This window comes from Streptococcus sp. 17.1, assembly GCF_016648655.1.
GTDB classification, from domain to species: domain Bacteria; phylum Bacillota; class Bacilli; order Lactobacillales; family Streptococcaceae; genus Streptococcus; species Streptococcus salivarius_E.
Genome location: NZ_JACLQM010000012.1, coordinates 1 through 14,751, shown reverse-complemented (window position 1 = coordinate 14,751; position 14,751 = coordinate 1). Strand labels below are relative to the sequence as shown.

The 14,751-nt window shown below is 39.8% G+C and carries 14 protein-coding genes and 1 pseudogene; all 15 read right to left on the bottom strand.

The genetic code is table 11. The annotated features are described in order from the left end of the window. Window positions 1-160 precede the first annotated feature (160 nt). On the bottom strand, window positions 161-331 hold the full coding sequence (locus tag H7T99_RS07715; protein ID WP_002884218.1) for a class IIb bacteriocin, lactobin A/cerein 7B family: 171 nt from the start codon (window positions 329-331) through the stop codon (window positions 161-163). Window positions 332-342: 11 nt separating this feature from the next. After that, a complete protein-coding gene (locus tag H7T99_RS07710) occupies window positions 343-513 on the bottom strand; it encodes a hypothetical protein (RefSeq protein ID WP_002884682.1) in 171 nt (56 codons plus the stop codon). A 470-nt stretch (window positions 514-983) separates the two neighbouring features. Further along, window positions 984-1,766 carry a tryptophan synthase subunit alpha gene (gene trpA, locus H7T99_RS07705; RefSeq protein ID WP_201035967.1) on the bottom strand — a complete coding sequence of 261 codons (783 nt, stop codon included), beginning with the start codon at window positions 1,764-1,766 and terminating at the stop codon, window positions 984-986. 3 nt (window positions 1,767-1,769) lie between these two features. Beyond that, a complete protein-coding gene (gene trpB, locus H7T99_RS07700) occupies window positions 1,770-2,978 on the bottom strand; it encodes a tryptophan synthase subunit beta (protein WP_037604058.1) in 1,209 nt (402 codons plus the stop codon). Further along, the gene (locus H7T99_RS07695) at window positions 2,975-3,556 is read right to left on the bottom strand and encodes a phosphoribosylanthranilate isomerase (RefSeq protein WP_002884318.1); all 582 of its coding nucleotides are present in this window, start codon (window positions 3,554-3,556) and stop codon (window positions 2,975-2,977) included. The genes trpB and H7T99_RS07695 overlap by 4 nt, the downstream gene beginning before the upstream one ends. Then, window positions 3,543-4,310 carry an indole-3-glycerol phosphate synthase TrpC gene (gene trpC / locus H7T99_RS07690; RefSeq protein ID WP_037604059.1) on the bottom strand — a complete coding sequence of 256 codons (768 nt, stop codon included), beginning with the start codon at window positions 4,308-4,310 and terminating at the stop codon, window positions 3,543-3,545. The genes H7T99_RS07695 and trpC overlap by 14 nt, the downstream gene beginning before the upstream one ends. Then, window positions 4,307-5,311, bottom strand: a complete 1,005-nt coding sequence (gene trpD, locus H7T99_RS07685) for an anthranilate phosphoribosyltransferase (protein WP_037604060.1) — start codon at window positions 5,309-5,311, stop codon at window positions 4,307-4,309. The genes trpC and trpD overlap by 4 nt, the downstream gene beginning before the upstream one ends. A 90-nt stretch (window positions 5,312-5,401) precedes the next feature. Next, window positions 5,402-5,968 carry an aminodeoxychorismate/anthranilate synthase component II gene (locus H7T99_RS07680; RefSeq protein ID WP_013991050.1) on the bottom strand — a complete coding sequence of 189 codons (567 nt, stop codon included), beginning with the start codon at window positions 5,966-5,968 and terminating at the stop codon, window positions 5,402-5,404. After that, entirely contained in the window at window positions 5,965-7,320 is a 1,356-nt protein-coding gene (trpE, locus tag H7T99_RS07675) for an anthranilate synthase component I (RefSeq protein ID WP_037604061.1), read from the bottom strand. The genes H7T99_RS07680 and trpE overlap by 4 nt, the downstream gene beginning before the upstream one ends. A gap of 76 nt (window positions 7,321-7,396) precedes the next feature. Continuing rightward, a complete protein-coding gene (locus H7T99_RS07670; RefSeq protein ID WP_037604062.1) occupies window positions 7,397-7,678 on the bottom strand; it encodes a chorismate mutase in 282 nt (93 codons plus the stop codon). Window positions 7,679-8,270: 592 nt separating this feature from the next. After that, window positions 8,271-8,621: a PBECR2 nuclease fold domain-containing protein gene (locus H7T99_RS07665; RefSeq protein WP_037604063.1), complete on the bottom strand. Its 351-nt coding sequence runs from the start codon at window positions 8,619-8,621 to the stop codon at window positions 8,271-8,273. Window positions 8,622-8,714: 93 nt separating this feature from the next. Next, the gene (locus H7T99_RS07660) at window positions 8,715-11,063 is read right to left on the bottom strand and encodes a cation-translocating P-type ATPase (protein WP_037604078.1); all 2,349 of its coding nucleotides are present in this window, start codon (window positions 11,061-11,063) and stop codon (window positions 8,715-8,717) included. A 163-nt stretch (window positions 11,064-11,226) separates the two neighbouring features. Beyond that, window positions 11,227-11,736 carry a hypothetical protein gene (locus tag H7T99_RS07655; RefSeq protein ID WP_037604064.1) on the bottom strand — a complete coding sequence of 170 codons (510 nt, stop codon included), beginning with the start codon at window positions 11,734-11,736 and terminating at the stop codon, window positions 11,227-11,229. Window positions 11,737-11,759: 23 nt separating this feature from the next. Further along, window positions 11,760-12,274 (bottom strand): annotated as a pseudogene (locus H7T99_RS07650) (hypothetical protein). Window positions 12,275-12,788: 514 nt separating this feature from the next. Beyond that, the coding region (locus H7T99_RS07645) for an ATP-binding protein (RefSeq protein ID WP_201035966.1) at window positions 12,789-14,751 on the bottom strand (1,963 nt) is incomplete at its 5' end.

Genomic DNA, 14,751 nt, shown 5'->3' with positions numbered 1-14,751 from the left:
GATAAGATTGAGTTGACGAGGCTACGTCCAAAATCCCTGCCTTCACCATACAAAAATGTAAACATGCCAGGATAAATAACAGCCAAGCAAATTATCATAAAGAGTATTGCTAGAGCTTTTTTATTTGATACAAAGAATGACAAAATATGATCAATCATGTTCAGTGATGCCCTCTCTTTCTTGCGTACTCATCTGCGCCTCCAGCAATCGCGCCCAGTACGAATGGTGTCGCAACTACCCCTACAGCAATAACTACAGGGGCTACTCCACCATTAATCATGGCAAGATCATTAATATTCAGTTCTTCATCATTTCTCTTTTCTCTATACATATTATCTCCTTTTAAGGCATAGCAGCGTTAACAACGCTACGTCCAAAGTCTCTTCCTGTAGAATATAACGTTCCCCAGGTATCTTTAACAAGTCCAGCTACACTTGACAGAATTCCTCCCCCATTAATTTGAGCAAGTTCAGTAAGTGATAAATCAGAATAAATCATATTTATTTCTAACATAATATTCTCCTTTCTTTTTTTAGCTATAAACAAGCTATAAAATCAGTCTATAGCTTTCGAAAAGAAAAAAATAGTGACATTCATGTCACTAAAAAACCTTATTCATTTGATACGAGATATACGAAAGATGATTACGATGATCTATTACTACTTCTAACAGAGATTTAACCCTCAGCTCAAGCCCTTGTAGATATACAAGGCACCAACCAAAAGAAAAATCAGTGCATAGTGATTCTCTCCTCGACAGAAAAAGAGTAATGCGCCTATTAAGAAACAGACCCCTAGTATTACCCTCAATGATACTTTCATGTGTCTACCTTCTTTCTATAAGTAAGATGAAAATAAAAACAAGAGATACATTTAATTCGCTACAATCCACCCATATTATAAGCTTGATAACTAAGAAAATCAAATTGTCCCAAAGAATGATTTGATAAAAAATACTCCCCATTTCTGGAGAGTAGCATCTGCTATTTTTCAAAATGTGAACCGAATGTAACAAATTCAGCGACTTCTTCTTCCTTACCGTCGTGGAGGTCACGGACAATTTTTGATCCAACGATAACACCGTCTGACACAGCGTTAAAACGTTTGACGTCTTCCTCTGTTGACACACCGAAACCTGTGAGAACCGGAATGTCAGCATGAGCAGTCAAGTTAGCCAAGTGTTTATCAAGGTCATCACGGTAATTACCAGTCTTACCAGTAACGCCATTGATGGCAACGGCGTAGATAAAGCCTTCTGCACCATCAATCAACTGTTTCTGACGGTCAATACCTGTAGTCAAGCTTACCAAAGGCACGAGAGCAATATCACTGTCTTTCAAATATGGGGTAATAAAGTCAGCGTGTTCATCTGGCAAATCAGGAATAATGAGCCCCTTAACAGATGTCTCTGCAAGATCCTTAACAAAGGCTTCAATACCATATTGATAAACTGGGTTGATGTAGGTCATGATAACCAAAGGTACCTGTGTTTTTTGTTCTTGAAGCTTCTTGATAATAGCTATCAAAGTCACATCTTTAGCCAAACTACGCTGTCCTGATAGTTCAATAACGGGACCATCGGCCACAGGGTCTGACCATGGAATACCCACCTCAATAGCTGAGACACCACTATTTTCCAAGAGAGCGATAGTCTCAAAGAGCCCGTCTAGACCTTTAGCGTGGTCACCAGCCATGATATAAGGTACGAAAATACCGCGTTTACTGTCTTTGATAGCTTGTAGGTGTTTTGTTAGTGTTTTTGTCATGGTTTATTTCCCTTCTGCTTCAGCTTCGAAACGTTCTTTAACCTGCATAACGTCCTTGTCCCCACGACCTGAGAGGCAGACAATGAGGCTTTGGTCTGGCGACATCTTAGCTGCCACTTTTTGCGCAAGCGCAATGGCATGGCTAGACTCAAGGGCAGGGATAATACCTTCTAAACGTGACAGAAGTTTGAAGCCTTCGAGAGCTTCTTCATCTGTGATAGAGTCGTAAGTCGCACGTCCAATTTCGTTGAAATAAGAGTGCTCAGGACCAACCCCTGGGTAGTCCAGACCAGCTGAGATAGAGAAGGCTTCCATGATTTGACCATGAGCATCTTGGAGAACATCCATAAGCGCTCCGTGAAGAATACCTGGACGGCCTTTGGCAAAGGTTGCGGCATGTTTTTCAGTATCAAGCCCCAAACCAGAAGCCTCAGCACCATACATGGCTACTGATTTATCATTAACAAATGGGTAGAACATACCGATAGCATTTGAACCACCACCGATACAAGCCATTACAGCATCAGGCAATTTACCGCCAGAAATCTCTGCATATTGGCGCTTGGCCTCACGACCGATGACAGATTGGAAGTCACGAACAATTTCTGGGAATGGTGCAGGACCAAGGGCAGAACCCATGATGTAGTGCGTATCCTCGATACCTGCAACCCAAGCACGAAGGGCTGCATTTACAGCGTCCTTAAGTACGCGCGAACCATCTGTTACGCTAAATACCTTGGCACCAAGCAATTCCATACGGAAAACGTTAAGCGCCTGACGTTTAACATCTTCTTCACCCATATAGATTGTACAGTCCATGTCGAAAAGGGCTGCGGCTGTTGCTGTTGCAACACCGTGTTGACCCGCACCAGTTTCGGCGATGATTTTCTTCTTGCCCATACGTTTGGCAAGCAAGACTTGACCAAGGGCATTGTTAATCTTGTGGGCACCTGTGTGGTTAAGGTCCTCACGTTTAAGATAAATTTGCGCTCCACCGATATGATCAGTCAAACGTTTGGCGTGGTAAAGTGGCGTCTCACGTCCCACATAGTTTTTGAGGAGGTCATCCAATTCCGCTTGGAAACTTGGGTCTTCCTTGGCTTCACGATAGGCCTTGTCCAATTCAATAACGGCTGTCATCAGCGTTTCTGGAACGAACTGACCACCGAATTTTCCGTAAAATCCTTTTGCATCAGGTTGTTGATATGTCATGCTTTCACTCTTTCTATAAATGCTTTAATCTTGTCTAAATCTTTGTGACCATCTGTCTCGACACCTGAGGAAACATCTAAGGCATAGGGGTGGAAAGTCTCCTTGGCCTCTGCCACATTGTCCACAGTTAAGCCACCAGCGATGAAATAATCCTGCTCAATCTGCTTATCAGCCAAAAGCTGCCAGTCAAAAGTCTGACCGCTACCAGCAATGGGAGCATCAAAGAGAAGATAATCCGCCTGGCTCTTGACTTGAGAATCACTATCTGAAATCTGAATAGCTCGAATAACTGGTACTGAAATCTTTGGAATCAGAGCTTCATCAAAACTTCCATGAATCTGAACGATATCTAAAGGAACCTGACCAATCGCTTCTTCCAGTTCTTCAAGACTGGGTGAAACAAAGACACCGACGATTTTTGTCTGGCCTGTCACCTCTTTAGCCAGCTCGTGAGCTTGTTCAAGACTCACTTGACGCTTGCTCTTGGCGAACACAAAGCCAATGTAGTCAGCACTAGCTTCAACTGCAGTTGCTACCGCTTCTGGTGTCGATAGTCCACAAATTTTAACCTTTGTCAATTTGCAACTCCTTGACCTTTTCAGCCACATTGTCAGCCGTCATAAGGGCAGTTCCTACCAGAATCCCATTAAAATATGGGGCAACTAAGGCAGCATCCTGACCTGTAAAAATAGCCGACTCAGAAATATAAACAGGCTTGTCCTTGAAATGCGTTGATAACTCAAGACTGGTGTTGATATCTGTCTCAAAAGTGACCAAATTACGGTTGTTAACGCCGATAATCTCAGCACCAATACGATGAGCAACTTCCAATTCTGGCAGATTATGCGTTTCAACCAAGACTTCCAAGCCAAGGCTTGTCGCAAAATCATAGAGCTCCTTGAGACGAGCCTCTGGCAAGGCCGCTACAATTAAGAGAATGACTGTCGCACCCGCATTACGACTACGCACAATCTGTTTCTCATCAATAATGAAGTCCTTAGCCAAGGTTGGAATAGCCACCTGTGACGAAATTTCTTTCAAATAGGAAATATCACCCTTGAAGAAAACCTCATCTGTCAAAACAGAAATCATGGCTGCACCATTTTCTTCATAGGTCTTGGCCTGAGCCACAATATCCACATCTAGGTTAATATCACCCATACTTGGACTAGCTTTTTTCACTTCAGAAATAATTTGCAGCTTGTTTTGATTTGACTTGAGAAAATCATAAAGACGATAGGTCTGACGTAAGGGCTGCAAGTCTTCCATGACCAACTGGGCCACTTCTTTTTCTTTTTGTTCTAAGATTGTTGGGAGAAAGGCTTTACTCATACTTGTACCTCTTGGAGTTGGCGAAGTTTCTCTAGGGCTGAGCCGTCCGCAATCAATTGACGAGCAAGCTCAACACCTTCCTTAATAGTCTCAACCTTACCATTGGCAAAGAAGCCTAGACCTGCATTAAGCACTGTTGTTTCAAGATAAGGACTAGCTTCATTTTTCAAGACACTAAGGAGAATCTCTGCATTTTCCTTGGCATCGCCACCTGTGATGTCAGACAACTCAACCTTTTCCATACCCAAATCTTCATAAGTGAAAGTGTGCTGGCTGATGTGACCATCTTCCAAAAGGGTGTAGGTGTTGGTGCCATAGAGGGCAGCTTCGTCCATATTGTCAGGACCTGTGATAATAACCGCACGTTTACGTCCCAACTGTTGAATAGCATTAGCAACAATCTCCTGCAATTCCACACGATAGAGCCCCATGAGTTGTGTCTCAAGGTCAAGTGGATTAGCCAGTGGCCCAACCAAGTTCATAATCGTTGGAATCCCAAGAGCTTGGCGAGCTGGACCGATAAAACGCATAGCTGGGTGCATGGTTTGGGCAAAGATAAAGGCCAAACCAACCTCGTCAAGTGCTTTAGATAGGGTTTCTGGTGATGCCGCAACGTTGATTCCAAGGGCTTCAAGGACGTCTGCCGAACCAGATTTAGAGGAAATCGAACGGTTACCAGCCTTGGCCATACGGATACCACCCGCTGCTAGGACAAAGCAAACAGTAGTCGAAATGTTAAAGCTATAAGACTGGTCCCCACCAGTTCCACAGTTACACATAGCATCCGTGAAAGTCTCAGGCAAGGCAGTCGCATGTGATTTGAGGGCACGCACGATACCTGTGATTTCATCTGCTGTTTCCCCCTTAGTCTTAAGCCCCATAAGGAAGGCAGCGATTTGGCTTTCTGAGACTTCATTTTTGAGAATACGGTCAAAGACTGCTTGGACTTGATCTTGAGACAAGTCTTGGCGGTTTGAGATTTGTAGGAATATTTCTTTCATATCTGTTTTCCTTTTAAAAACTGTTCAATGTTATCTGATGCACGAGGAGAGGTTTTGAGCGTAGACAAATCTAGTTCAAAGACTGTCCACCTAGCCTGCAACGATTTTTACGAAATTTTCAACCATCTTAAGCCCATCTGGACTTCCGATGCTTTCTGGGTGATATTGCAAACCGTAAATAGGTAGCTCCTTATGTTGAATAGCCATGATTTCTTGATCATCAGTTGTGATAGCTGTCACATCAAAGCCCTCTGGCATTTGGTCAACAACGATGGAATGGTAACGCATGATTGGGACATCATTGTCGATATCCTTGAAAATAGGCGATGGCGTTTCAAAAGTGATGTTACTTTGTTTTCCATGCATGACATTTTTAGCCAAGCCAAGTTTACCACCAAAAGTTTCCGCAATAGCCTGATGCCCCAAGCAAATTCCCATCATCGGTTTTTTACCAGCGAAATCCTTAATCAAGGCTTCCATTTTACCCGCATCAGCTGGCCAACCTGGACCTGGTGAAAAAACTAGACCGTCAGCTTTTTCCGCCTCTTCATAGAGGGTCTCGTCATCGTTACGCAAGACCTTTACCTCTGTAAATGTCCCTAGGTATTGTGCCAAATTATAGGTAAAAGAGTCATAGTTATCAACTAATAAAATCATTGGGCATCTCCTATTCTTGTCATAGCTTTCGCCTTGTTAATCGTTTCGTAAAATTCATTTTCAGGAACACTGTCATAGACAACACCTGCACCTGCCTGAACATAGGCTTTTTGATTTTTGAGAATCATAGTACGGATAGCAATGGCAAAGTCCATATCTCCTGTCGCAGACAGATAACCAATAGCTCCCGCATAAATACCACGTTTTTCCTGTTCAAGCTCATAGATACGACGCATAGCACGAATCTTAGGCGCTCCTGACACGGTTCCAGCTGGTAGGGTTGATTTAAGAGCATCAAGGGCTGTCAATTCAGGCAAGAGTTGCCCTTTAACCACACTGGTAAGGTGCATCACATAGCGGAAATACTCAACCTCCATATACTTGGTCACCTTGACCGTACCATTTTTAGCAATCTTACCAATATCATTACGCCCCAAGTCAACCAACATACGGTGTTCCGCAGTTTCTTTAACATCATATGAGAGTTCATCCGCCAAGGCAGCATCTTCAGCCTCATTGGCACCACGAGGACGAGTCCCAGCAATCGGATTGGTGACCACCTCTCCATTTTTCACTGAAACCAGGCTCTCTGGGCTGGCACCAATCACCTGATAATCTCCAAAATCATAGAAATAAAGGTAGTTTGATGGGTTGGTCACGCGCAAGTTACGGTAGTAATCCAAAGGATCTCCCTCAAAGTCCGCTGAAAAGCGTTGACTAAGCACACATTGGAACATATCTCCCTCACGAATGAGTTTCTTAGCCTTAGCCACCATATCCATGAAGACCTCTTTTTCGATATGATTTGAAAATTGCAAGGCTTGTAAGGCTTGAGGTGTAAACTCGTTTGGCGCCTGAGTCTGGAGGTCCGTTACCACCTGCCCCAGAGCTTGACGCACCGCATCGTTGTCACGATCAGAGTAGATATTGTCCTCAACCACATAAACCTTTTCCTTCTTGTGGTCAAAAATCAAATAAGACTCGTAGATGAAGAAATGCATATCAGGTGTTCCAATCGTATCTTCAGGAATCTCACCGATATTTTCATAGAGACCAATCATGTCATAACCTGCAAACCCGATAGCACCACCTGCGAAAGGTAGGTCAGACTTTATGCCCTTGACTGTTACTTGGTCCAAGTATTCGAAAGGATCCTGATCAATCGCCTTACCATTTTCATAAAGAACACCATCCTTGAAGGTTACTTCAAAGACCGGATTATAGGCAACAATAGAAAAACGTGCATTTTCCTTCTCACGAGGAATAGATTCAAGGATAACCTTGTGTTCCCCCTGAACACGCATATAAGCCAAGATTGGTGTTAAGGTATCGGCTGGTAAAATTTTTCTCATAGTATTTCCTTTCAAACTGGTTTATCGAGAGTAATAAGACTGATACAAGACTCCTTTATAGGATGTATCGGTAGCATTATTGTTCTTTATTCACTTTCTCTTCCAAAGCAATAAAGGCTTGAATCATGCTTCGCCAAACACTTTCAGCCACATCTGGTGACAGGCCAAGCTCTAGTGCCTCCTTACGACGGTTAGCTATCACTTGGGCAACACGATCACTGGCCTGGACAGCAACCTTGTCTCCCTTGGGCTTAAGCCGTCCTGCCTTTTCCACAAGTATTTGACGTTGGGCCAGGAGTCGAATTAACTGACTATCAATATTATCAATATCACTTCGAATATCGTTTAATGCATCCATAATACCCAACCTTTCATTGAATAATGAAATAATACTTCTTTAAGGTAAATAGACCTTTAAAGATAAAAGTAAACAAAAAACCTCACAGAGAAAAACTCTGTGAGGGCATTAAATCTAGTTTAACACGGTACCACCTCAGTTAATGGTCTCAAAAAAACGACCATCATCTCTATCTCCTCTAACAAGGAGTTGCACGGTAAGGGGTGCCAACCGAGAAGAATATGTGTTACCTTCTCATTATCATCCAATCAGCCCAATGTTCGCTCATCTCGATTACCTACTCACAATCACCGCAGGCTCCCTGAAAATCTAAGACCAGTTACTTTCTGATTTACTAACTATTGTACTCCTTTTTAAAAAGATGTCAAGAATTTTCTGTTAATTTTGACAATTCTCCTCCTATAAGATTCGTCTATACCTAATCCAGAAAGTGAGATAGTCTTGTCCCTAAGCTACACAAAATAAAAAAGCCCCCAAAGGGACTTCTTGGTTTGATAAACAACGGCAGGGTGACAGTCCTGCATCTCTTTCAGACCCGAAGGTGCGGCGGCTGCCTCTTCCGCCCTCGTTGTTACTTCTTAACTATATTATATCACATTTTCTTAGCTCTACCAGCATTTAGATAATTTTTCAGCTTAGAATCTTTAATCACAAACATGGTACGGACATTAAGTTTATCACATAATCTGACCGCTACCAGAACATTACCATCAATACGTTTGATGAATTCCAAGGACTGGCCATTAGGATGGCGACCAATATAGTCCGGATGAGCAATAATCTCTGGAATCCGTTCATAGGTAGCATCAAAATCACTGAATTCCTGGCGATGTTTTTCCATATGCTTCTTACGTTGTGCAGACAGCGTGATTTCTTCACCAGGCTTGTAGTCCAAATCAAAAGTTTTAATGACTTTTGGCGTCAAGTGACCTACTATTTCCATGCTTCTATTGTACCACACCTCATACACATCAAGGCTTTTCCTACTGTTCAGCTATCAAAAAACTCAAGCCTGTTACCAAGCTCGAGTTTTGCTTTATGCTTTTTGAAAAGCACCTTGTTTGTAGCTAATCCAGAAGAAAAGCGGTGTACAGATAGCCATTGCTACTAGATAGATTGGCAAGGTATAGCTATTAAGTGTCGAAATCTCAATCACATCTCGAAGATAGTAAGAGCTGATTAAGAAGCCAAAGACTGAGTAAATAATCAAGGCCACACGCCCCTTATTCAACGGAATACAAGCACGAATAACGGCAAGGACACCCGTTGATCCCATCATATAGTAAGACAGCGTCAGCATATCCGTATTGCTCATGCCAAGATAGACCTGGGACAGATGGAAAATAAGAACACTGATAACCAGCATCAAGGCATTAGGAATAGATAACTGGAGCGAACGTCTGAGGAAATGTTTCTCAACAGGTCGAATATTACGTTCGAAGGTCAAAATAAATGGTGGAAGACCCTCAATAAATTGACCCGCCAAAGTCATCTGAACCTGAATGAATGGGAAGACCAAGAGGTACTCTGCCTTTCCAAAAACAATACTGGCAATACAGATAAGTCCCAAAAGGAAGGAATAAACCGTTTTGATGAGGAAAATAGGTGCAATGTGGGCAATATTATTAACCACACGACGTCCCTCAAATAGAATTTCAGGAATATCCTTAAACTCAGAATCCATAAGCACCAAGTTGGCAATCTGACGAGTAGCGGGATCCCCTTCAGCCATAACAATCGAACAGTCCGCTTCACGTAGTGCCAAGATATCGTTGACACCGTCACCAGTCATAGCTGTGGTATGCCCGTTGGCATTAAGCGTTTGGATTAACAACTTCTTCTGATGTGGAGATACGCGGCCAAAGATTGCCGTATCTTCAGCCAAAGCCTCCAACTCCTCATCACTGACCTTAGAACAGTCAATATAGCTTTGATAATCCGCAAAACCAGCCTGGTGTGCAATATGAGAAACCGTCACCGGATTGTCACCAGAAATAATCTTCAGCGTCACATCTTCTGAACGTAGGTATTCCAGAGTTTCTGCAGCATCCTCACGAATCGGATCGGCAATTTCAAGTAAGGTCAAGCCTTCAACGTCATTCGGCAAACTCATAGTCTCTGTATCAACCGCTGACTGACTCCATGCCAAAATCAAAACACGAGAACCACGAGCCTGCGCCTGATCGACTGCTTTTGGATTTTCCTTAAGAAGCATCTCAGGTGCTCCCAAAAAGAGAGTTCCGATTCCATCAATGCTCATAGCACCCCATTTACGATCACTTGAAAATGGAATAATATCCCCTACCTGATAGTGATGCTCCAGACCTTCATAGGCATTTCGAATCGCCTGAGCCGTTGCATTTTTATCCTTGCTATGTTGCATATAAGCCGCAAGCAAACGCTCCAACTCCTCTTTCGTAAAACGCTCTGACAGTAGTTCCAGACCTTTAACTGTCATCTTTCCTTGTGTAATCGTCCCTGTCTTATCTAAACAAAGCACGTCTACACGGGCCAAGGTTTCAACAGAGTACATCTCTTGCACCAGAATATGTTTCATCCCAAGTTTAATGACGGCCGTCAAAAGAGATGTAATAGTCAAAAGGGCAATTCCCTTAGGCAACATTCCCAGAAGGGCTGTCGAACTGGTAACTACCGACTCTTGAAGGGAGAGCTGTTTAATCAAGTAAGCCTCAAAAAAGAGCGCAAGTCCAAACGGTATGACAATCTTTCCCGTAAACTTAGCAATCTTGTCCATATTATAAAGAATACGGGACACGATTGGCTTATGAGTCTTAGCCTCTAGCATGAGCTTGTTGGCGTAATTGTCCTCGGCTACGTTAATGACCTTAGCATAGACCTGACCGCTCACAAGATAAGAACCAGAGAGCAACTCCTTCCCATCTTTCTTTAGAATGTGATCACTCTCACCAGTCAGCATGGCCTCGTTAAGCTCGGCTATCCCATCAACAACCACGGCATCACTAGGCACCTGTTCACCCGCAGACAAGAGCATAATATCATCCAAGACAATATCCTGAGGATCAATAGAAGTCACCTCGCCATCACGCACCACACGGATCTGATCCTTATTCATGAGATTGAGCTTATCAATCATGCGACGGGCACGCAACTCTGTCATCATCCCCGTAAAGGCATTAAGCACAATGATTCCGAAGAAAAAGAGATTCGACCAAGCCTGAACAGCAATCAAGGCCACAAAAATAGCAAAATTGAGCATATTAAAGGAGTTAAAGACATTACGTCTAAAAATCTCCCAGTTGCTGGAGCCAGTTTTTGCTTTAAAATGATTTGTTTTACCGGCATCTATCCGCCGCTTGACCTCCACCTGCGTCAAGCCTTGTAACTGTTTTTTCATAACTTTCATAGTAGCATAAAAATGAGGTGTTTTCAAAGGTTAGCCGTCATGGATAGCCAGGAAATAGACCTATTATATCGAACCACTCTCCCAACTATTTCACTCAACCTAAACTACTTTCAAATAGTAAAGGCAGGAGTCCCTACAAAACACTTCTATGCTATCCTTTTCTCTAGTTAAACCTACTTTGATAAATTAAATTAAACAGCCATTGAAGATTGATTAATGGTTTTGGTTGAGCATCAATCACAGGTTGAACAGTCTCTCTAATTTCTTTTTGGACTTTTCGTTGATTATACTTAATCTTGTGATAATGTTCATCAAAAGCATGTTGGACAGAAAAATTACGATTTAAAAGATAGTCATCACCAGATGCCGAACTAAAATATAGAGTATCACCTGAAAGACCTAATATAGACGTTTTCGTTCCTTTATTTCTAGTTATAGCGTACATTCCATCATCATCATAGCTAATATCTTCTATTTCCGGTGTGTAGGCCCAACCCATATTCTCCATTAGCATAATGACATCCGGATCTGTCCCCTCCTTATGAGGGGTATGCTGAGCATAATAAACAGAGTTAAATTTTAAATTAATAAAGGTAAATAGGCCCATTCCCAAGACTGTATACAGCCCTATAATTAGTCCTACAAAAATCCCTAAAATATTTCTTTTTTTCATCGTCATCTTCTCTTTCTTTTTCTCTAGTTAAACCTACTTTGATAAATTAAATTAAATTAAACAACCACTGAAGATTGATTAATGGTTTTGGTTGAGCATCAATCACAGGTTGAACGGTCTCTCTAATTTCTTTTAGGACTTTTCGTTGATTATATTTAATCTTGTGATAACGTTTGTCAAAAGCATGTTGGATAGAAAAATTACGATTAAGAAGATACATATCATCTGACTCCGAATGAAAAAATAGATTATCATTTGGAAAACTTAATATAGACGTTTTAGTTCCTTTTTCTCTAATTATAGCATACGACCCATCATCATCATAGCTAATACCATCTATTTCCGGTGTATAGGCCCAACCCATATTCTCCATCAGCATAATGATGTCCGGTTCTGTTCCCTCCTTATGAGGAATATGCTGAGCATAATAAACAGAGTTAAATTTTAAATTAATAAAGGTAAATAGGCTCATTCCCATGACTGTAACTAGCCCTAAAAATAGTCCTATAAAAATCGCTAAAATATTTCTTTTTTGCATCGTCATCTTCTCTTTCTTTTTCTACGACCAAACAATTTCTTGATCGGATTAACAATAAACCATTGTACACTATTTTTAACAAGTCTCATAATTTAAGGATTGGTGGCTTTGTAACTGATCTAACATTTTTATGAACAAGAAAAAATCAAGTCTTAACAAATTCCTCCAATACTTCTCCTCACTTTGTTAATCAAGCTAAACATGGTATAATAGTTAAGATTTTTATACTACTTATTTCTGGGCAGAAGTGGGCAGTAAAATTTAAGAAACAGGGGCTAAACCCTTGGTATGAAAGGAATCTAGAAAATATTATGATGAACATGCAAAACTTGTTTCATGATTTTTTAAGTCTTGTTAACGTCAGAAATATTGATTTAAAGCCTTTCTTGATTCCAAAAATTAAACTAAAATGACCTGAAATCATTTCAATAAGACTAAAAATAGACTATGCAGTATCTTCTACGTAATTAGAATAAAAAACGGCACTATCATGTGATAGCGCTGTTTTAAATTTTTATAACAGTGGTTGGTTTAAAATACTATCTAATGTAACCCCTTCTTCCAGTTGAGAATCTCTCCATCTATCATAGACTTCATCTGCATATGAAAAGATATTGTATTGCTGTTGCAGATATTCTTCAAGATTGAATTGTAATCTGGAATAATCAAATTTCTCCACTTTGATATCATCCCATTGATACATACCCGTTAACTTTTCAGTTAACTTTTCTTGAAATTCTGAAACCTGCTTTTCAACTTCCCAATCCAAATCAAAGCCATCTGGATCATTAGTAAAATCAACGACTTCCTCTTCTAAAGTACTGCTACTGTCCAAATAATCTTGGAGCAACTCGATTTTTTTCTGTCTAAAAAAGCCATAGCAGTACATCTCTTTTAAAGATCCTTCTTGATAATCATCATCTTCTATACTTACCTCATAAATTATGTCACTTATCGCATCTACGATAGCATCTAGTTCTTCCGAGTCAAGATAAGGACTATTTACCAGTTTATCTAAAACACTTTCATCATCAAGAATACTCAGAAATATTCTTTTCATTGCTTTATCATCAGAATAATAAATCTGACTAATAATATTTCTCCACCCATTCTGATAAATATTTAAATTATTCCACCCATCATATATTCTCAGCAACCCCTCAAAATCATTCTTAAATTTTGAAAATTGACTTAAATATATAATAGCTAGGATTTTTTCGCCAATAAAATCATCTTTATCCTTAAAGTTCTCCCAATCATCTAGTAGTTTACTAAAAAATATATTCTGCGACTCATTTAATTCACGCCATACATAACCATCGACCCCTTTACATAATTGGTGAAGGTAAATAGAGTTCTTAGTTATTTTTTCAGTTATTTTGGGATACTCTTTTAATTTATCATTTAAAAAATCAATTATGCTAGGATTAAAAAAGTCTACCATACTGTCATCATCAAAACTTTCTTTTTTAAAAGTAAGCCATGAACCATCAAGTTTTTTTAACGATTTCTTAAAATCAAATATTGGATTAAGTTTCAAAGCATGCAGTGAGTTTATCAACCACTCTTCTTTGATAGGAAAGCTATCAAATCGTAATAAAGAAAATAACAAGTATTTTTCTTCATCCTTCAGATTGTTAAATAAATTATTGTAAAGCTGATTAGGATGCTCAAGATTATATACTACATAAACATAAAAATTTTCGTTAGAATCCTTAAAATTATTTGCTATTAATTCTACTAACCTAGGAAAGTAATTTCGATGTCGTACAATTCTTATCCAATCTCGTCCAATAAGATCGTTATATTTTTCTACAAGCTCTTTCTTGTCATCGTTTTCAAGATAGTGTAACTTTCGTTCAAATACTTTCCTAAAAATATAAGCTTTATCTATATCAGAATACTTATATAAATCAATGATAAATCTTCTTTTCTCTGTAAATTTTTCATCAATTAGTTTTTGAAATTCAAAATTCATTGATGTTGCATCTTGGAGAATTTGAGTTCGAGAGTTTAAACAAATAAAAAGATTGTTAGTATTAGTAGATGCTGAATATAATTTTCTTATATCTTGCAATACCCTCTCTCCAACATCAAACTTATTACGCCCTAAGAAATCATCAAAAACCACAAAAAGATTTCTATCATCATTAAATCTATAGTTTCCATTGTATAATTTTAGAACATCGTTAATATCTTCTACTCTACGAACAATAATATCAAAAGTATTTTCATTACTATTTAGAAATAAATTTCCAAGCATTGAGCAAGTTGTTGTTTTTCCAATTCCCGCTGGTCCTTGAATTAATACAATATGTTCTCTTTGTAAAATATGATATGCTTCCCTTAGAAAAGACGTTTCAACAAAATATTCCGAATTAAAATCTGAAAAATAATCCTGAGACTCTGCTTCTACAGATTTTAATTTCTCACTTCTCAAAATATTTGAAATATCTTTTTCCAGTAATCCATAATAT